Source organism: Amycolatopsis sp. NBC_00345 (assembly GCF_036116635.1).
Taxonomy (GTDB): Bacteria; Actinomycetota; Actinomycetes; order Mycobacteriales; family Pseudonocardiaceae; genus Amycolatopsis.
Map to the genome: position 1 here is coordinate 1,899,500 of NZ_CP107995.1, position 18,748 is coordinate 1,918,247.

The following is an 18,748-nucleotide window of genomic DNA, read 5'->3' on the forward strand; positions in this document are numbered from 1 at the left end:
GCACGGTACGGAGCCTTGTTAAGGAAGGCAAGTCCTTCTATCGTGCCTTGATGGTCACCGAGGCGTCCGAACCCGTCCGCCGTCGACGGCACGGCGAGCAGCTCGAGTCCGCGCTGCTCGCCGCCGGATGGGACGAGCTGGTGGAAGCCGGGTACGCCCGCCTGACGATGGAATCGGTCGCCGCCCGCGCCCGTACCGGGAGTGCGGTGCTGTATCGCCGCTGGGCCAACAAGGACGAGCTCGTGCTCGCCGCGATCGAGCACCACCGCATCGCCAACCCGGTCGCCACTCCCGACACCGGCGCGCTGCGCGGCGACCTGCTCGCCCAGCTGACGGCCATGAGCGAAGCCCTTGCCGGGTTCTTCGCCGTCGCCACGGCCGTCGCCTTTTCGGGGCTGCTGGCCGGAACCGGCCTCACCCCCGCGAAGGTTCGCGACAAGGTCATGGACGCCCAGGCGCTCCCGCGGCTCCGGACCATCTACCAGCGCGCCCACGACCGGGGCGAGATCGACCTCCGGCGCATTCCCCCGGCCGTGCTCGCGATGCCGTTCGACCTGGCGCGGCACGACCTGCTGATGGACCTCGAGCCGCTGAAGCCCGCCCGCATCCGGTCGATCGTCGACGAGCTCTTCCTGCCCCTGGTGCGGGACTCGATAATCAAGGACTTAACCAATAACTCGATCGAGGGCGAACCGGACGTCACGGGCAACCGCAGCTTCGAGCTGTTCAGCTCGATCATGGGGGCGCGGCGCCGGGCCGTCGAGGAGTGGGTCCGCGCCCGCGACCTCAGCTTCGAGCAGGCCATGGTGATCGGGTACCTGGAGCGGCGGCCGGGCGCCATCCAGCGCGACATCGCGGGGATGAGCCGCACGACCGCGGCGAACGTCTCGCTCCTGCTCAAGGGTCTCGAACGCCGCGGGCTCGTCGAGCGCCGCACCGAAAGCGGCGATGAACGCACCAAACGGGTCTACGCCACCCCGGCGGGCATCACGCTCATCGCCGGGCTCGACGCCGCGATGGCCGAGGTCGACAAGGCGGTTTTCGCTCCGCTGAACGAGGCCGAACGGTCCGGCCTCGAAGCCCTGCTCGACAAGATCAACGCGGGACTCCCGCAGCCGGCCGAACGGTAAGCGCGGCCCGTCCACCCGAAACTCACACACAACTCCTGCCGACCCAGCTCGCGCAACGCCAGGCCGACGGGCACGGCGACGACATCCGCGCCGCCGCGGCCGTGCTCGCCCAGTACGAACGCCCCGGTGACGGCGTGCTCTACGACTGCCTGAACTGCCACTACCCGGACATGCCCAGGGAGTTCGCGTTCGCCTACCCGGCTGCTTTCGACCCGCTCGACGACCTCGCCCTGGCCGAGTCGCCCAGTGCGTCGGGCACGTTGCGCGGCACCAGGACCGACCCGGCGACGCTGGCCCGGCGGCTCGACGGCGTCAGCCGGGTGTGGCTGATCGAGACGGGCGGCAAGAGATTGCCCGGCCCCCTGGCCGGTCGCGGCCTGCACCTGGCCAGGGTTTATCCGGCGGACAACATCACCGTCGCCCTTTACGAGCGCTGACCGGCTTGCTTTGACGGGCAGAGCGCGGGTCAGAGGAGGAATTCGGTTCCGTCGCCCGGCAATTCGGCGCCGGCGTCGAGGATCGCGGTGTGTTCCGGACCGGCCGGGTCGACGGCGGGGTTGGTGTTGTTGAGGTGGGTGTAGGCCCAGCGCGTGGGGCCACGCTGCTTCGTGATGGCCGGGAGCGTGGCGGTCATCGGGAGGTGCCCCATCGCGTGTTGCGCGGCTTGGTCCGGATGCTCGGTGGCGTGGGTGAATTCGGTGGGGCTGTGGAAGGTGCCGTCGAGCAGCACGAGGGTGGCGTCCTGGGTGAAGGCGTCGAAGCCGGGTGGCCAGGCGCGGAGGCAGGGCGCGTAGACGAGGGTGCCGCCCGTTGCCGGGTCGTGGATGCGGTAGGCGATGACCCAGGGGCCGGGATGGGTGGACTTCCGGGCGTACTTGGGTTGTTTGCCGCTGACCGGGAGGGTGCTGACCTGCAGCCCGTCGAGCGTGGTTTCCGTTGCCGGACACCAGTTCCAGCTGTGGTAGTCCTCGATGATGGTGCGGGCGGGGAAATGCTCGGTCAGGGCGTGCAGCGCGGCTTCGGGCGCGTGCACGGTGAGGCCGTCCGCTTCGCGGAGCATGAGCAGGCCGAGGGTGTGGTCGAGTTCGGCGTCGGTGAGCAGGACGCTGCGCAGCGGCGTGTCACGAGGCCCGGGCCCGGCGCGCAGGGCCGGCGTGGCCAGGATCTGCGCGCGGATGTCGGGTGAGGCGTTGAGCAGGTGCCAGGCGCGCCCGTCCGCGCTGAAGGCGACGCTGTCCTGGGTGCGGGCCGGGGCCGTGGAACCGCAGTGGCGGCAGGCGCAGTTCCACTGCGGGAAGCCGCCGCCGGCCGCGGTGCCGAGCAGGATCACCTTCATCGGGCGGGGCCTCGCATGACCAGCTCCGGAGCGGGCGCCGCGGGGGCGTCGAGGATGAGGTCGACGAGGCCGCGGTCGGGCGAGCGGGAACAGACCGGGTCGGTGTTGGCGGCGTCGCCGGTGAGCTGGAACGCCTGGCACCGGCAGCCGCCGTAGTCGATGCCGCGCCGGTCGCAGGTACGGCAGGGCTCGCTCATCCAGTCCTCGCCGCGGTAGGCGGTGAACGAGGGGGAGCGGTACCAGATGTCGGCCAGCGGGGTTTCGCGGACGTTGTCGAAGGAGAGCGTGGTGATGGCGGTGGCCGCGGGGCACGGCAGCACGGTGCCGTCGGGGGCGATGGTGAGCTGGCGCGCGCCCCAGCCGTGCATACAGGGCTTCGGGAACGGCTCGTAGTAGTCGGCGACGACGTAGATGACCTCCATCGTGCCGCGGAGCCGTTCGATCGCCTGGCGCACCACCGGTTCGGCCGCGTCGAGCTGTTCACGCGTGGGCATCAGCGCGTCGCGGTTGCGCAGCGCCCAGCCGTAGTACTGGGTGTTGGCCAGTTCGAGCCGGTCCGCGCCGAGGTCTTCGGCCAGCTCGATGATCCCGGCGAGCTGGTCGTGGTTCTGCCGGTGCAGCACCACGTTCACGGTCAGCGGCAGCCCGGCCGCCTTCACCAGCCCGGCCGCGGCCAGCTTCAGGTCGAACGCTTTCGCCCCGGCCAGCCGGTTCGCCCGGTCGCGGGTCGCGGCCTGGGCCGACAGCTGCACGTGCGCCAGCCCTTGCCCGGCCAGCTCGTCGAGCCGCGGCCCGGTCAGCCCGAGCCCGGAGGTGACCAGGTTGACGTAGCAGCCGAGCCCGCTCGCGTGCCCGACCAGCTGCGGCAGGTCGGGGCGGGCCAGCGGTTCCCCGCCGGAGAGGTGGACCTGCAGCACGCCCAGCGCCCGCGCCTGGGACAGCGCGTCCATCCATTCCTTTGTGGACATTTCCGCGGCCCGGGTGACCAGCTCCAGCGGATTCGAGCAGTACGCGCAATGCAGCGGGCACCGATGGGTCAGTTCGGCCAGCAACCCCAAGGGGGGCGCCGCGTCCTTGGTCAGGTCCATTCCACTACCCGCCGCTGCCCGAATCGGCCCAGCACGTCCACGACATCCCCCTCGCGCACGCCGAGGAATCGCTTCCCCAGCTTCGTCACGATCTCCGCCACCGGGTTCGTGCCGTCGCACAGTTGCAGCACCGCGGTCGCGGTCGCGTTCGGCACCAGCACACCCTCGGGGAACAACAGCACGTGCACCCCGCGTACTTCGTCGAACGTCAGTCGCACGCCGATGCGCAGCCGCGGCACGGACGCGGCGGTGATGGTGTCCATCGGCTCACTCCTTGGCCGCGGCGCGTTCGATGGCGTCCAGCATGGACCACAGGACGTCGCATTTGAACGACAGCGCGGAAATCGCCTTCTCCTGCTGCTCCCGGGTCACGCAGTGGCGCACGACGATGTCCAGTGTGTCCTTGCCCTCGCCGGAGACCTGGTCGATCCGGTGGGTGAAGTAGGCCAGGTCGTCCCGGGCGATCCAGGAGTACCCGGCCAGCACGTCAGCCACCCGCTGCTGCATCAGGTGCCCGGCGAACATCTCGGTCAGCCCGGAGGCGATGGCCTCGACCCACGGTTTGGTGCGGGCGAAGGTGACGTAGGCGTCGACGGCGAACCGGACGCCCGGGGCGACGTGCCGTTCGCCGACGACCTCTTCGCGGGTGAGGCCGACCGCGGCGCACAACCGCAACCAGCGTTCGATGCCGCCTTCCCCTTCGGCGGCACCGTCGTGATAGACGATCCGGTCGAGCCACTGGCGCCGGATTTCCGGCACCGGGCAGTTGCTGATGATCGCCGCGTCTTTCTGCGGCAGCACGCGCTGGTAGTACCAGCGGTTGGCCGCCCACAGTTTCACCTCGTGCTCGGACAGCTCACCCGCGTGCATCCGCTGGTGGAACGGATGGGTCCCCCAGTAGCGATGCGACAGACCGCGTAACGCGCCGGTGAACTCCGCCGGGCTCATCGGGTGCACGGTGGACATTCACGGCCTCCGGTAATTCGCGTGGAGCGATGGGGTTTCCGGTGGGACGGGGTCGCGGCGCGCCGGGCCCCGTCCCGGCGGGTCACTCCATGCGGGCCGCGTAGGCGGTGACCTCCATCGGGGTTTCGTACTCGACGAAGTCGGGCGCAGTCCACATCTCGACGGGCTCGGGCATGAGGAAACCTCGCTAACTTTTTCGGTGATGCCCCATTCAGCGGGGCATTCGATTCCCCGGTCGAACCCGGTCACCCTAAAAGGACACGGTCACCGTTCGCCAGCCTTCGGCCCCGGTTTTCGGCCGGGCCAGGGGAGATTCCTTCCGATGGCGGATCGAACGGCCCGCGGTGATCACTCTCGGGTGCTTCGGCCGGTGGCGGCCCGGCACTCGGTCGGCGGTGCCGGGGGCCGGACGGGGCGTGCTGCAACGAGAACTTGCGCCGCCTTCCCGAGCGACAGCGCGTGAAGCGTCTGCGGGTCCAGAGCTCAACGGCCGCGCGGCTCCAGATGGCCGAACGCCGATTTCAGCAGCGCCCCCAGCATCGCCGGGGCCAGCACCGCCGAGCTCGGCCGGGCCGCCCGGTAGACGATGGGGGACCCCGTTCCGTCCGGGCCGAACGGTTCCATCGTGACCGTCAGGTCGAGCACGCTGTCCTCGGTGATGCCCAGCTCGCTCAAGGGCCGATCGGACACCGGCAGCCCACGGTGATGGAGTTCGTACTCGAACCGCAGGCCCACCTTGCCGCCGAACCGGGTCTCGGCGTCCTCGAGCTCCAGCGCCGAGCGGACCTCCGCCATCAGCTGGGCGCCGGTCGCGCCGACGGGCACCGGGACCTGGTGGGCCACCGAGAGGGCCTGATTGCGCACGTACAGCCGGATCTGCGGGCCGGCCGCGCAGCGGGGACCGGGCGCGGGCAGCACCGGCGTGCCCACCGCCAGGTCCTGCCGCCACGCGGTGACGAGCCGGCTGACCATCGCGGCCCAGTCCGGATAGGCGTCCAGGTACTTGCGGGGCGCCAGCAGCGGCGGCAGCTCGGCGTCGTCCAGCCGGACGATGAACAGGAACGACCGCCGCGCGGCGCTGAGATCCTGAACGAACGCCGCCGACCACTCCAGGTCGACCCACGGCCGGTCCACGGTGTGCCGCGACCACAGCAGGACGTAGTAGTCGGACTCGGCCAGCGCGGTGTTGAGGGCGAGCACGAAGTCCCGGCCGGGCTCGATGCTGGTGTCGTCGACGAACGCGTCGATGCCCAGCAGCCGCAGGTCCTCCCGCAGCTGCTTGGCGGCGGGCCGGTCGGGGCCGGCGAACGACAGGAACACCCGGGGCCGGCCGGTGGCGCGGTGCTCAGCGGACTGGGGCACGAAGCCTCCTGGGGGCCATGCGCCTGCGGAGCAGACGGCGTAACGGTCCGGCCGAGGTCTGCCAGCCGGGGTCACCGTAAAGGGTCCAGCAGGCCCAGCGGGCCGGATGAGCGGGATCCGGCAGCAACCCCTGGGCCTTCCGGCACCCTTCGAGCTGCGCCAGCCGCAGCGCCCGGTCCCTGGGCAGCCAGCGCACGTGGTCCTCGAACGCGTCGAGCACGGCGGCGGCCACCACGTCGGCGGCGATCCAGCGGGCGGCCACCGCCGAGGCGGTCCCGGCGTGCAGCGCCGCCCGCACGAAACCCAGCCGTTCGTCCCGGCCGGCGCGCTGGGCCATGCCGGACTCGCAGGCGCCGAGCACGAGCGTGCCACAGCCGTGAAGATCCAGGTCCCGCACGGCTTCCGGCCGCAGCTGCCCCGCCGGGCCCGCGGGCGCCAGCTGCAACCACGAATGCTCGACGTCCGAGAGGTCGTGGCTGCCGTGGCAGTCGATGCGGATCATGGCGTCCAGCCGCAGGGCGGCCCGCGCCCGCACCTCGCCCGGGGTCTCCAGCGCCGGGGGATTCCTCGGCCCGGCCGCCGCGGTGAGGTCGCGGCCGGGCGATCGGACCAGCAGCGCGCGGTCACCGCGACGGTGGGCGGCCCGGAGCCGCAACGGCGCGCGGGCCGACAGGCAGGGCAGGTCGGACAACGCGAAGCGGTGCACCAACCGCCGGTCGGGGTCGCCGGGCAGCCGGATCGCCGCGAGCGGCACCTCCGAGAGCGCCCCGGCCGCGACCACCGCGATCCGGTCGGCCTCGGCGGGCACCAGGTCCACCACCTGCGACACGGCCAGCTGGTCGGCGATCCCGGCCAGGTACTCGTCGAATTCGCCGCCCTCGACGCTCGCCTCCAGCAGTGATTCCTGCAGGCAGGCCAGGAAATTCTCGATACTGTCCGTGAGCAGGCCCCGATCGGCCTCCACATGCAGGTGGCGCAGCAGCTTCCGGCCCAGGATCACGTGATGCAGGCGGTCCTCGGTGACGTACATCAGCCACACCACCTGCGACCGGGGCAGGTCCCTGGTCACCGTGCGCACCCAGCGCCAGGCCCCGTCCAGGTCGCCCGGCGGGGGCAGGTCCCTGGTCCGCCCGCCGCCGGGCAGCATCCCGGCCAGTATCGCCGCGCCGCGCGCCGCCTCCATCGCCACCACCACCGAGGCCACGGCCTCCGGATTGTCCTCGCAGGCCCGCGTGGCGGCGCGGATCCGCTCGTCGTGCTCGTCGGCGGCCTGCTCCAGCATCCGGACCCGCACCCCGTCGCTGTCCTGCCGGGCCGCCCGATGTTCCTCGAGCCAGTGCGCCTGGGCCCAGCACCGGCTCGCGAGATCGTGCTCGCCCAGATCGGCCCGCGCCCGGCCGAGCAGCCGCAACGCCCGGAACCGGACCTCGACCAGCGCGGTCGACGACGCTCGGACGGCCGCCCGCGTCAGGTGCTTCACAGCCTGGTGCAAGACTTCCGGCTCCCGGAGATGGCCGTGCCGGGCCAGTTCCAGCTCCCCGGCGGCCAGGTGCCAGCTCGCGCCGTCCCGGTGCCCGCGCACCCGGTCCCGCAGGTCCACGAGCACGGTTTCCGCTTCGGCCAGCCGATCCGCCTCGATCAGCAGCCGGGCGTGCTGCACGGCCGCCCACACCGGCTCGGGCACCGGACCGGCCGGTCCGGCACCCGGGCTGATCCGGGCCAGCAGTTGCCGTGCCGTTACCTGATCCGGTGCTTCGGCCACGGCGTCGCGCAGCCGCGGTTGCAGCTCCCGCGCGGCGGCGTCCTGGTAGGTCATCCGCAGCAGCACCGTCAGCTGGCTCAGCACGGACAGCCGCAACGCCGGGTCCACGTGGTCCGGTATCGCGCGCAGCACCCGGATCGCGGACTCGTAGCGCATTTCCCGCTTGAGCGCCATGGCCAGCTGCAGGTGCCCGGCCGCCGACCGGGCCGGGCGGGCGGCCAGCAGGGCGGACACCGCGTCCTGCTCGCCGAGACCGGCGGCGAGCACCAGCCGGTCCCGGTCGACCAGGGCGGCACCGGTGTGGTCGCCGTCCTCCTGGAACAGCCGGCGGGCCTGGGTGAGCTGTTTTTCCGCCTCGTCGACGTCACCCCGGTCGAAGGCGGCCAGCCCGAGCACCCGCCGCAGCCTCGCCCGCTGGTTGGCGCCGGGCGACCAGGTGCGGTCGGCCAGCGCCGCCTCGGCGTCGGCGGCGGCGAGCCGGTGCGAGCCGACGCTGCTGTGCGCCTGGGCTCGCACCAGCAGCAGCCCGGGCCCGGCCAGGTCGGTGGCCAGGTGGTGATCGCAGCGCCGGATCGCCAGGCTCGGCTCGGCCAGGTCGAGCAGCCGCGCGACGTGGTCCACCGCGAGCTCGGCCCGGACGTCGTGGCCGGCGGCCATGGCCACGGCTTCCTGATAGGCGCTGTCCACCGCGGCCACGTCCGACTCGGCGAAGGCCCGGCCGGCCCGGAGGACCACCCGCGCGAGCGGGCTGCCGGGCTCCAGCTCGGAGGGCATCAGTCGGTGCTCCCGCAGCCGGCCAGCTTTTCGTTGGTGTCCGGGCAGATCAGCGCGACGGTCGTGCCGGTGGCGGGGGTGCCGTCGGCGCCGGCGGGCGAGCTGGTGGCGGTCGTCGGCGTGGTCGTCGGCGTGGCGGTCGAGATGGTCGGCCCGGACGGGAACAGGTCGACCCGCAGCCACTTTCCGTTGCTGCCGCCGCCACCGCCGCCGTACACCCGGACCTCGGGCTGCACGGCTTGGTGCTGCTGGGTCTTCACCTGGCGGACGGTCACCTTGGTGTCGCTGGGCAGCGACGAGGTGATCACCGGCCCGTCCTCGAAGGTCAGCGTGGACCGGAAGTGCTCGTGCACGTAGATCGTCACGCCGGCGGCTGCCAGCGTCTTCGCGTCGCCCAGTCCCATCCTCTGCGGCGGCCCGGTCGCGGTGAGCGGGCTCTCGTCGACGATCAGGACCTGGTTGCCCTCGACCAGCAGCAGGGGCATCCGGTGCGCGGGGTCGGCGCTCTTCGCGCCCAGCGCCCGGGCCGCCCAGGGGTGGTCGGCGGGCACCAGGATGACCTGGCCGTCGCCGACCAGCGCCACGCCGTCACCGCCGAGCTCGACACCGCGCAGGAAGCCGTCCTTGGCCTCGGCGGCATTGTGCATCGCCGCGTCGACGGCGGTGAAGCCCCGCAGCAGGGCGGCGCCCTCCGTGGTCCCGTTCAGCCCGAGCAGGGGGTCGTTCGCGTCGAGGACCAGGCGGCCGTCATGCGGGTACAGGACTGATTCGCGGCCGTCCGGTGTGCTCACGCGCACCGGTGAGCCGGTGTCGGCGGGCGGATCGGAGGCGACCACACTCGCCTGCCCGCCGTGGGGGTCCGGCGTGGCCGTGAGCCAGTGCTTGCCGCCCAGCACATCCGGGGCGGGCACCAGCGTGCCGAGGTAGTACCGCACCGGGTCGTTCCGCTGCCCCGGATTCGGCTCACCGATGCGGAAAGCGAGGTTGTCGTCGGCGGGCGGGATCTGATCGGAGATCGACAGCCACGGGTCGTCCTTGCCGCCCACCCGGAGCAGTTGCCGGCCATCGGCGTCGGTGAAGCCGTACAGCACACCGTCGGCCGGGGGCGGCGATCCGGGACTGGGGCTGGCGACGAGCTTGTTCTGCACCGACTCCATCGCCTGCCGGACCCGGTCCAGCGGGCCGCGCGACCACTGCACGGTCACCAGGTCGCCGTGCTGCTGGGCGGTCAGCTTGCCGAGTTGCTTGCCCTGGAAGCCGAGCGTCTCGGAGACCAGCCCGTGGCCCGCCGACAGCAGCAGGCTCAGCTTGCGGGGCGTGTTCTGCGAAAGCCACGCCTTCACCGCGCCCAGCGGCGCGACGTTACGGCCGTCCCCGGTGGTCTCGACCTCGTTGGCGCCGTCGGGCCGGGGGCTGAAATCACGCCGGACGTGCTCGGAGGCGGTGTGCGAGTCGTCGACCGACACCTGGGTGAGGTGCCCGGTGCCGTCGCCGTCGTCGAAGCCGGCGTCCGGCTCGAACAGCCCGGCCCGCTTGACCTGGCTGGGCAGGTCCGGGTGGTAGTCCTGGCCGTTGGTGCGGTCGGTGCTGTTCGACAGCGACACACCGCCTTCGATCCACTGGCCGCCGCACTGCTGGTACGCGGGTGAAGGCGTGTGCGCGAGCGCCTCTTCAGTGGCCGAGGACGGCTTGACGAAGTCGACCGGCGCCCGTTCCTTCAGCTCGGGGTGCTGCGCGAACCAGTTCGCGAACGTCAGCGTGGACTCGACCTGCGCGTCGGGCAGCGTCGGCAGGGTGGCGGAATCCTTGGCACTGAGCCAATCCAGCGCGCCGCTCCAGCGCATGAGCTGGTCCAGCCGCTGGTACTGCGGCTCGTAAGCGGCGACGGCGGCGTAGTTCTCATCCCACCAGCGCAGCCCTCGCCCGAAGCCGTAACTGGTCTCCACCTCCTTGCCGCCGTCGGCGTTGGACCGGGCGAACAGCCGGGTGGCCTGCGCGCCGAGGTCGACCGAGTCGGCGCCGTAGCCGAACGCGGTGTCCGCCTGGCCGAACCAGAGCCGGCCGCTCTCGCTGTCGCTGCCGGCGGAACCGCACTGGCTCCACGGGACCACCAGATCGCTGTCGGGCACGAACCCGGCCACCGCCTTGGCCGGCACCCCGGTGCCCACCCCGGCCGTCCAGTTCTTGGCGACGTAGTCGGTGTAGAAGAGAGTCATGCCGACCTGGGTGCCCGCCAGGCCACCGTCGTACCGGGCCTGGGAATAGGCGTGCTGGCCCTCCAGCACGCCTTTGAGCGCCCAGAGCTGGGTCCGGTCGGTGGGCAGGCCGACCGACCGCGGGTCCTCCGGGGTCGGCTCGCCGAACAGGATGGCGTCGGCCCAGGTGCCGACCTCGTCGGCCGAGCGGAAGTCCGATCCGGCCCAGTCCTTGCCGATGATCCGGGCGGCCAGGTCGGGGCTGAGGCCGGGCACCACGGCGAGCAGGTCCTGCGTCGTCTCGGCGTCCTGCGGGTCCAGCGAGAAGCCCGGCCGCGCGCCGAAATGCGACGCGTAGCCACGTTGCAGCACCGAGACGTCCTGGGCCTGGACCTTGGCGCCCGCGGGCGCCGGCCAGTTCCAGCCGTCCGCCCAGACCTCGGAGTCCCGCAGTTCCAGGCGGGACAGGTGGCTGGTCTTGTCCAGGAACTGCTTCAGCTCGTCGACGCTGCCCAGCCGCGCCGAGACGTACCCCAGCGCCGAGCGCTCCTGGCCGGTGGGCAGCTGCCGGTCGGCGGCGATGTCGACGAGGTCGGTGTCGGTGTGCACCCGATAGTGGTGCACCTGCACGTTCGGCGCGTCGGCCCCGGAATCGGTGCGGTACTGGTCCAGCTGCAGCCCGATGGTGCGGGCCGGGGCGGGGTCGCCGACGGGCACCAGCACGTGCAGCGTGTCGCCGTCGAGCAGCGAGCGTCCTGGGCCGGTGGGTTGACGGGTCAGGTCGCTGAAACCGTCTTCGCGCACCGGGGTGGTGTCGAAGCTGGTGTCGCGCAGCTGCGCGGAGTCCAGCTCCAGGTGGGCGGCCAGCGCGGTGCGCGTCCAGTCGGTGACTTGTTCCTGCCGGTCAGTCGGGCTGAGCCCGGACAGCCGGTCGCCCGCGCCCGCGTAGGACACCGTGAAGTTCGGGCTGGGCGGGGTCCCGGGGGACGGGGGCTGGTCGCTGCAACCGGCACTGGCGAGCAGGACGCCCGAGGCCAGGAGCGCGATGACCGCTCTGGTCAGCGTGGGGACAGACATGGAGATCCTTCGTGCAGAGGTGAATCCCGGACGAGCGTGATCCCGGGAGAAACCGATACGGCCGAATGGACGAGCGATGTGGTGCGTACAGAGTAGCCAGGGCCCGCTGCCGAGTGGCAGTTTGTCAGCTTTGTGGCAGGAAGCTGTCCGGAATCCGCCGGTGCGGCTCCGCTGTGACCGTCTCTGCTGTGACCGTCTACTGTGGACGATTTCGCCCGCGCTGCGACGCGGTGACCGCTGTCACGGGCCTACTTCCGTCGTGACCGTGACGATCTTCCGCCGCCGGGGTCATACCTGGTGAACGGCGCCCACCCCGGTGCGCCGCACGAGCAGGGAGATCCGCGATGTCGTTGGGCGACAAGATCAGCAACAAGGCCGAGGACCTCGGCGGCAAGGCCAAGGAGGCCACCGGTCAGGTGACCGGCGACGAGCAGCTGCAGGCCGAAGGCAAGGGCGACCAGGCCAAGGCCGGTCTCAAGGACGCCGTCGAAGACGTCAAGGACGCGGTGGGCGACGTGGCGGACAAGGTCAAGGGCGTCTTCAAGAAAGACTGACCAGGTATGGCCGGGCCGCAGCGGGGGAGGGGACACCGCTGCGGCCGGCCTGGCCTTTCCCCGGTTCAGCCCCGGCGGACGTGCTTCGCGATCGCTGCGTCGTCGTTCAGGGCCGCGAACGCGCTGACGACGGCGTTGCGCTTGATCTTGCCGTTCGCGGTCCGCTCGCCGCGCTCGACCGCCAAGGACCGCGGCAGGATGCGAAAGTCCTTCAGCTGCTCTGCGCGCGCGAGGTCCACGTTGACCCGGGCGACCTCCACCCGCAGGTGTTCGGTCAGCTGTTCGACCGACCGGGCGTCCGCGGCTGTGCTCGGCTCGAGCAGGACGGTCAGGTACTTGCGCGCGTCGCCGACGACGATCGCTTCGTTGATCAGCAAGCTCTCCCTCAGCCGGGTTTCGATGGGCTGGGGATTGATCGTTTTGCCGCCCCGGGTGATGATCACGTCCTTCTTCCGGCCGATGAGCCGGATGTCGCCGCGGGGCGTGCGCTCCATCAACGCTCTCGGGCATCGCGGCGGACGCGGTGTAGGCGACGCGGATGCGGTCCATCCCGGCGCCCGCCCGCAGTGGCAAGAAGACCCGGCGAAGGGCCACCGCGTAAGCGATCCGGAGAAGCATCGGGGAACGGCGGCGGGACCAGCGGTTTTCGGCCACCTTCCGGCCGGCCCGCATCGCGGCGTCGTAGACGTGGCGACGCAGCCGCGGCCAGGACTCCGTCTGTGCGATCAGTTCACCGGCGATCTTTTCGTAGAATCGCGGTGGCCACACCATTACCGTCGGGCGCACCGAGCGCAGCTGGACGGCACCGAACACCTCGCGCTGGTCATGGGCGACGTCGCCGCCGCGGGCCGTTCCGAGCGAGGCGTCCTGGTGCGGGTGCACAGCGAATGCCTCACCGGCGACATCCTGGGCTCGTTGCGCTGCGACTGCGGCACCCAGCTCGAGCAGGCGATGCGCGCGGTGGCCGGGGAGGGCTGCGGGGCCATCGTCTACCTGCGTGGCCACGAGGGGCGCGGAATCGGGCTGGCGCAGAAGATCCGCGCCTACGCCCTGCAGGAGACCGGCCTCGACACCGTCGACGCCAACGTCGCGTTGGGCCTGCCCGTGGACTCCCGCTCCTATGGTGCCGGCGCCCAGATCCTCGGGGACCTCGGCATCCGCCGGCTGCGCCTCATCACCAACAATCCGGCGAAATACGACGGCCTCAAGGAATACCCACTCGAAATCGTGGGCCGGGTCGCGCTTCACCCCGTCGAGACCCCGCAGAACCACCGCTACCTCCAGACCAAACGCGACCGCATGGGACACGCATTCGGCGCGTTGGCCGGTTCCGACGCCGCTTCAGCAGCCGGCTGATCCCCGGCCGCGTCAGAAAGCGCGGTGGTACTGCTTCGGCCAGGACTGCAGCGGCTCCGCGTCGAGAGCGCGCAGCGCCCAGTAAGGGTCGCGCAGCATCGCGCGGCCGACCAGGACCGCGTCCACCAGTTCCGGGACGGCCTCGTCGAGGTGGTGTGCCTCGGAAATGGCGCCGGACGCCGCCACCGGCACCCCGGCCGCGCGGAAACGCGGGCCGTACCGGGCGTTGTGCAGCGGCTCGGTCAGCCGGCGGGCCTGCGGGATCAGGGCACCGGACGAGAGGTCGATCAGGTCGACGCCCGCCGCGGCCATCCGCGACGCGACGGTAACCATCTCGTCCACCGTCAGGCCGCCGTCGAGCAGGTCTTCGGCGGGCAGCCGGACGAAGACCGGCTTGTCCTCCGGCCAGGCCGCGCGGAGGGCGTCGATCATCTGCAGCGGGAACCGCAAGCGCCGCTCCAGGTCGCCGCCCCATGCGTCGGCGCGGTGGTTGGCGAGCGGCGAGAGGAACTCGTGGAGCAGGTATCCGTTCGCCCCATGCAGTTCGATGGCCTCGTACCCCGCCTGGTGGGCGCCGCGCGCGGCTCGCCCGAGGTCCTCCAGCACCCTCGTGCCGTCCTTTGTGGACATCTCGGTGGGGGTGCCCAGGCCGGCGAACGCGAGGGGGGAGGGCGCGATCGGCTGCCACCCGCCTTCGCTCGGGGGCACCGGGCTCCGGGTGCCGGCGTTGTCCCACGGCACGCCGTGTGAGCTCTTGCGGCCCGCGACCCCCAGCTGGACCGCGGGAATCGAGCCGACAGACCGGATGGCCGACGCGAGCCGCCGGTGCCCGGCCACCTGGTTTTCGGTGTACAGCCCCAGATCCCGCGCCGTGGTGCGCAGATCGGGGGCGACGCCGGTGCATTCGACCACGACCATTCCGGCGCCCCCGGCCGCCCTCGCTCCGTAGTGGGCGAGGTGCCAGTCCGTCGGGGCGCCGGACTCGTCCGCGGAGTACTGGCACATCGGGGAGACCCACACCCGGTTCGGGAGCACCAGCTCCCGGAGCCGGATCGGGGTCCAGGCCGTGGCTGTGTCCTGGGGAGTGCTGGACATCTTCCGGGAAATCCTTTCGCCGAGCCGGGCATTGGCGTACCGTCCTGCAGCACGCCGTACCGCAATACAGTACATCGCCGTGGTCAGGGAGGCAAAGCCGCCATGAAAACCCAGCGCTACACCGGATACCGGTCGTTCTCGTACCTGGAAGCCGGCACGGACTACCCCGAGTTCACCCCGTCCGCCGAGGTGGACCGGCTGCCCGGACACGACCTCGGCGTGAGCGCCGGCCAGCTGGCGCGCGCCGAACGGCTGCTGGCCGACAACATCGTGGTTTCGCTGCACGACCACCCGGTGCGCCTCCCGCGGGACACACGGACGGAGCTGCTCGAGTGGAATCGCGGGGCGCGCCTCGCCTACGGCTACGAAGGGCTGAGCCGGTCCGGTTTGGACGCGGTGTTCGACAACCTCGGCTGGGGCGCCTGCGAGTCCCGCAACGGCGGGAAGTGGGACGACGTCATCACCGATCTCGGGATGCGCTTCTGCGACTTCGCCCACCAGGACTACGTCGTCCGCGCGGAATCGGTCGCCGAACTCCGGCGCGCGCACGCCGACGGGCGGCTGGCCGTGGTCGCCGGGCTCGAAGGGGCGGCGCTGATCGAGAACGAGATCGACCGGCTGGACGTCCTGTACGGGCTGGGGGTCCGGCAGATCGGCCTCGCCTACAGCGACGCGAACGCCCTCGGCAGCGGCCTGCGCGAAACCAGGGACGGGGGCCTGACCGCGCTCGGGCGGCGCGCGGTCCGCCGGATGAACCAGCTCGGGATCGCCATCGACGTCTCCCACTCCGGGGACCGGACCGCGCTCGACGTGATCGAGGCCAGCGACAGTCCCGTGCTGATCACACACGCCGGGGCGCGGGGGCTGTGGGACACCCCGCGGATGAAGCCCGACGAGGTCATCCGGGCCTGTGCCGAAAGCGGCGGGATGATCGGGATCGAGGCGGCGCCGTACACCACCGTCAGCCCGCGGCACCGCCGCCACACCATCGAATCCGTGATGGACCACTTCCGCTACTGCGTCGAGCTGGTCGGGATCGAGCACGTCGGGTTCGGCCCGGACACGTTCTTCGGCGACCACCTCGACCTGCACCACGTGATGAGCGGGAAGTGGGGAGTCGCCGACACCATCCGGGGCGGCCCGGAGTTCGAGACCGTCGAAGCCGTGGCCGGGCTGGAGAACCCGGGCGAAAACTTCCGCAACATCACCCGCTGGCTGGTCAAGCACGACTACCCGGACGACGACATCGCCGCGGTGATCGGCGGGAACGTCCTGCGTGTGCTCGAAAAGATCTGGTGACCTGCACGTTCCTCTTCCCCCCGGAGCTGTGATGCAGAAGAAAATCCTCGGCGCCGCGATGTTCGGGCACGCCGTAGAGTCCTACGACTTCGTCATCTACGGGTCGTCGGCGACGATCATCGCCCGCCACTTCTTCCCCGGCGGAAGCCCGGCCATGGCCATTCTGTCGACGCTGGCCGTTTACGGCATCGCCTTCGTGGTGCGCCCGCTCGGTGCCGCCGTCTTCGGCAGCATCGGCGACCGTCGCGGCCGGCGCACCGCACTGTCCACAGTGGTCTTGATCATGGCGGTTTCGACGATCGCGATCGCCATGCTGCCCGGTTACGCGCAGGCGGGGATCCTGTCCCCGTTGCTGTTGCTGTGCTGCCGGCTCGCCCAGGGGATTTCGATGGGCGCCGAGTACACCAGCGCCGCGTCGTATGTGATGGAACAAGCGCCCCCAGGCAAGCGCGGACTGTGGATCAGCACGGTCGGGAGTGCCACCTACATCGGTTCGGCGGTCGCCACCTTCGCGCTGCTCGCGCTCCAGCTGGCCTCGCCGGCGGCCTACGCGGCCTGGACCTGGCGGCTCGCTTTCCTGTTCGGCGGCCTCATGGCGCTGGTCGGTCTCTACCTGCGCTTGCGCCTCGAAGAGACCGGCACCTTCCGGGAACTCGAGGCCCAGGGGGCGACCTCGACGCGTCCGGTCCGGGAATCTTTCCGTAACTGGCGCGTCTTCTTGCTGCTGTTCTCCGTTTTCGCGCTGCTCGCCGTGGTCGTCCACAACCTGCTCGGTTACCTGCCCACCTATCTCATGACCACCGGCGGTATCCCGGGCACCACGGTGCTCGTGTCCGGGGGTATCGCCCTCTTGCTGTGCACCTGTTTTTCCGTCCTCACCGGTGTTGCCGCGGACCGGTTCGGCCGGAAGCCGCTGCTGGTCGCCGGGTTGGCCGTCGCGGTCGGCGGCTCGATCCCGGCGTATGTCCTCGCACGCGGCGGAACGCTGATGTCCACAGTGGGCGCCGAGATCCTGCTGGCGGTCCCGGCCGCACTGGTCGGGATGGCGGCCACGGTCGTGGCGGTGGAACTCGTCCCGCCCCGGGTCCGGGCGACCAGCACGGCACTCGCCTACAACATCGCGTACGCGGTTTTCGGCGGCACTGCGCCGCTTCTCGGCGCGTTGCTCACCGAGAAGTTCGGCAGGCTGGCGCCCGGCGGTTATCTCACCGTGGTGGCGGCGATCGTGCTCGTCATCGTGCTCGTCGCGCTGCCGGAAACCCGCGGCCGCGCGACTGCGGGTTCCGGCAGTGAAAGCGTTGGTGGGCGGAGCACCCGCGTCACACGCTGACCGGGGTCAGCGCCTCACCGAGCCACCGCGCGATGGCGGTCACCTTGGCGTCGGTACCCGGCTGCCCCATGATCTGGAGGCCGAACGGCAGGCCGTCGGCCGCCATCAGCGGGACGTTCACGGCCGGCGCGCCCAGCAGCGAACTCGGGAAGTTGAACGCCGGGTCCCCGGTCGGCCACCTCGCGGGCGGGCGGCCCGGCGCGTCGCCGAGCCAAACCGGGGCGGAGCCGCTCGACGTCGGCGCGATCACCGCGTCCACTCGCGGGCCGAGCAGTGCGTGAGCGGATTTCACGGCGGCGCGGTCGCGGAGCGCCTCCTCGTAGCCCGCCGCGCCCAGCTTTTCCGCGGCCTCGATGAAGAACCGCTTGCCGCGGGCGCTGACGCCGTCGGGGTTGTCGGCGACGACGTCGCGGAACGCCCAATAGTGTTCCCACGCCAGGATTCCGCTGCCGAGGTCGGACACACCCCGCAGCGCTCGCTCGAACCGTTCCACGACGGCGTCCTGGCTTCGGCGCAGCACGGTCACGCCGTTCGATTCGAGTTGCGCGAGGACCTGTTCGAACGCGCCACGGCTGACGTCGTCGAGGCGTTCCCAGCCGTCGGTTTCCATCACTGCCAGCGTGCCCGGCCGTCGCGCGGCCGGGGGAGTGGCGGGCCCGGACAGGGCCGGCTGGCCGGGGTCGCCGCCCGCGCGCGACGCGATCGCCATCGCGACCAGCCACATGTCCTCGGGGCAGGCGGCGAGAACCCCGTGCGAGGTCATGCTCGCGGTCTGCCGTTCGCCGCGGTTGATCGCGCCCTGGGACGGTTTCAGGCCCCAGTTCCCGTTGAAGCTCGCCGGCCGCATGAGCGAGCCGCCGGTCTGCGTGGCGATGGTGGCGGGAACCATCCGGGCCCCGACAGCGGCTCCCGAGCCCGACGAGGAACCGCCGGGAGTGTGCCGGGGGTTGAACGGGTTTGTCGTCAGGCTGGGTTCCGGACCGCCCAGTTCGGTGGTCACCGTCTTGCCGAGCACGACCGCGCCCGCCTGCCGGAGTGCCCAGACCGCCGCGTTGTCCCGCTTCGGGAAGTTGCCGCTGAACGCGGCGCAGCCCATCTGGGTGGGCATGTCCCGGGTCTCCAGCAGGTCCTTGATGCCGATCGGCATGCCGTCGACGGGCGAAAGCGGTTCGCCGCGGCGCCAGCGGCGGGTGCTGGCGTCGGCCTGCTCGCGGGCCGTCGGCACGTTGAGCACGACCCAGGCCCGCACGACGGGCTCGCGTTCGGAGATCGTCGCGAGGCACCGTTCCAGATACTCGCGGGGGGAGTCGGTGCCGTCGTGGAAGGCCCGGACCGCGGTGTGGAAGCGCAGCCCTTCGAAGGCGGCTGGGTCGTAATCGACGACGTCGTCGGTGGTTGCGGAAGTCACCAGGTGCTCTCCTTGC

Annotated in this window: 17 protein-coding genes; 6 read left to right on the top strand and 11 right to left on the bottom strand. The window is 71.5% G+C overall.

Annotated features, from left to right (window positions below; all coding sequences use genetic code 11):
- The first annotated feature begins 50 nt into the window (after positions 1-50).
- Entirely contained in the window at positions 51-1,130 is a 1,080-nt protein-coding gene (locus OG943_RS08380; protein ID WP_328609125.1) for a TetR/AcrR family transcriptional regulator C-terminal ligand-binding domain-containing protein, read from the top strand.
- A 101-nt stretch (positions 1,131-1,231) separates the two neighbouring features.
- Positions 1,232-1,567: a hypothetical protein gene (locus OG943_RS08385; protein ID WP_328609126.1), complete on the top strand. Its 336-nt coding sequence runs from the start codon at positions 1,232-1,234 to the stop codon at positions 1,565-1,567.
- A 29-nt stretch (positions 1,568-1,596) separates the two neighbouring features.
- Here the strand turns inward: OG943_RS08385 and pqqB are convergent, their stop codons facing one another.
- From pqqB to OG943_RS08425, 8 genes are all read right to left on the bottom strand, one after another.
- Entirely contained in the window at positions 1,597-2,466 is an 870-nt protein-coding gene (pqqB, locus tag OG943_RS08390; RefSeq protein ID WP_328609127.1) for a pyrroloquinoline quinone biosynthesis protein PqqB, read from the bottom strand.
- A complete protein-coding gene (gene pqqE, locus OG943_RS08395; protein ID WP_328609128.1) occupies positions 2,463-3,554 on the bottom strand; it encodes a pyrroloquinoline quinone biosynthesis protein PqqE in 1,092 nt (363 codons plus the stop codon). The genes pqqB and pqqE overlap by 4 nt, the downstream gene beginning before the upstream one ends.
- Positions 3,545-3,817, bottom strand: coding sequence for a pyrroloquinoline quinone biosynthesis peptide chaperone PqqD (gene pqqD / locus OG943_RS08400; RefSeq protein WP_328609129.1), 273 nt, complete (start codon positions 3,815-3,817; stop codon positions 3,545-3,547). The genes pqqE and pqqD overlap by 10 nt, the downstream gene beginning before the upstream one ends.
- A gap of 4 nt (positions 3,818-3,821) precedes the next feature.
- Positions 3,822-4,520, bottom strand: coding sequence for a pyrroloquinoline-quinone synthase PqqC (gene pqqC, locus OG943_RS08405; RefSeq protein WP_328609130.1), 699 nt, complete (start codon positions 4,518-4,520; stop codon positions 3,822-3,824).
- 82 nt (positions 4,521-4,602) lie between these two features.
- Positions 4,603-4,695 (bottom strand): pyrroloquinoline quinone precursor peptide PqqA, encoded by a 93-nt coding sequence (gene pqqA / locus OG943_RS08410; protein ID WP_328609131.1) that lies wholly within the window; start codon positions 4,693-4,695, stop codon positions 4,603-4,605.
- A gap of 308 nt (positions 4,696-5,003) precedes the next feature.
- Positions 5,004-5,882, bottom strand: coding sequence for a toll/interleukin-1 receptor domain-containing protein (locus OG943_RS08415; RefSeq protein WP_328609132.1), 879 nt, complete (start codon positions 5,880-5,882; stop codon positions 5,004-5,006).
- Positions 5,866-8,418: a CHAT domain-containing protein gene (locus tag OG943_RS08420; RefSeq protein WP_328609133.1), complete on the bottom strand. Its 2,553-nt coding sequence runs from the start codon at positions 8,416-8,418 to the stop codon at positions 5,866-5,868. Before OG943_RS08420 ends, OG943_RS08415 begins: the two co-directional genes overlap by 17 nt.
- Positions 8,418-11,690, bottom strand: coding sequence for a hypothetical protein (locus OG943_RS08425; protein ID WP_328609134.1), 3,273 nt, complete (start codon positions 11,688-11,690; stop codon positions 8,418-8,420). Before OG943_RS08425 ends, OG943_RS08420 begins: the two co-directional genes overlap by 1 nt.
- A 344-nt stretch (positions 11,691-12,034) precedes the next feature.
- Here OG943_RS08425 and OG943_RS08430 point away from each other — a divergent pair, with 344 nt between their 5' ends.
- Positions 12,035-12,244 carry a CsbD family protein gene (locus tag OG943_RS08430; RefSeq protein WP_328609135.1) on the top strand — a complete coding sequence of 70 codons (210 nt, stop codon included), beginning with the start codon at positions 12,035-12,037 and terminating at the stop codon, positions 12,242-12,244.
- Between the two features lie 65 nt (positions 12,245-12,309).
- On the opposite strand, the gene OG943_RS08435 is transcribed toward OG943_RS08430, so the two are convergent.
- Positions 12,310-12,738: a hypothetical protein gene (locus tag OG943_RS08435; RefSeq protein ID WP_442874697.1), complete on the bottom strand. Its 429-nt coding sequence runs from the start codon at positions 12,736-12,738 to the stop codon at positions 12,310-12,312.
- Here OG943_RS08435 and ribA point away from each other — a divergent pair.
- Positions 12,644-13,600: a GTP cyclohydrolase II gene (gene ribA, locus OG943_RS08440; protein WP_442874698.1), complete on the top strand. Its 957-nt coding sequence runs from the start codon at positions 12,644-12,646 to the stop codon at positions 13,598-13,600. The genes OG943_RS08435 and ribA overlap by 95 nt on opposite strands.
- 12 nt (positions 13,601-13,612) lie before the next feature.
- Here ribA and OG943_RS08445 read toward each other — a convergent pair whose 3' ends face one another.
- A complete protein-coding gene (locus OG943_RS08445; protein WP_328609137.1) occupies positions 13,613-14,695 on the bottom strand; it encodes an oxidoreductase in 1,083 nt (360 codons plus the stop codon).
- Between the two features lie 102 nt (positions 14,696-14,797).
- Between OG943_RS08445 and OG943_RS08450 the strand changes: the two genes are divergently transcribed.
- Both OG943_RS08450 and OG943_RS08455 read left to right on the top strand, forming a co-directional pair.
- Positions 14,798-15,994, top strand: coding sequence for a dipeptidase (locus OG943_RS08450; RefSeq protein ID WP_328609138.1), 1,197 nt, complete (start codon positions 14,798-14,800; stop codon positions 15,992-15,994).
- 31 nt (positions 15,995-16,025) lie between these two features.
- Entirely contained in the window at positions 16,026-17,324 is a 1,299-nt protein-coding gene (locus OG943_RS08455; protein WP_328609139.1) for an MFS transporter, read from the top strand.
- Here OG943_RS08455 and OG943_RS08460 read toward each other — a convergent pair.
- Positions 17,314-18,732: an amidase gene (locus OG943_RS08460; protein WP_328609140.1), complete on the bottom strand. Its 1,419-nt coding sequence runs from the start codon at positions 18,730-18,732 to the stop codon at positions 17,314-17,316. The two genes, OG943_RS08455 and OG943_RS08460, sit on opposite strands and share 11 nt — an antisense overlap.
- Positions 18,733-18,748 lie beyond the last annotated feature (16 nt).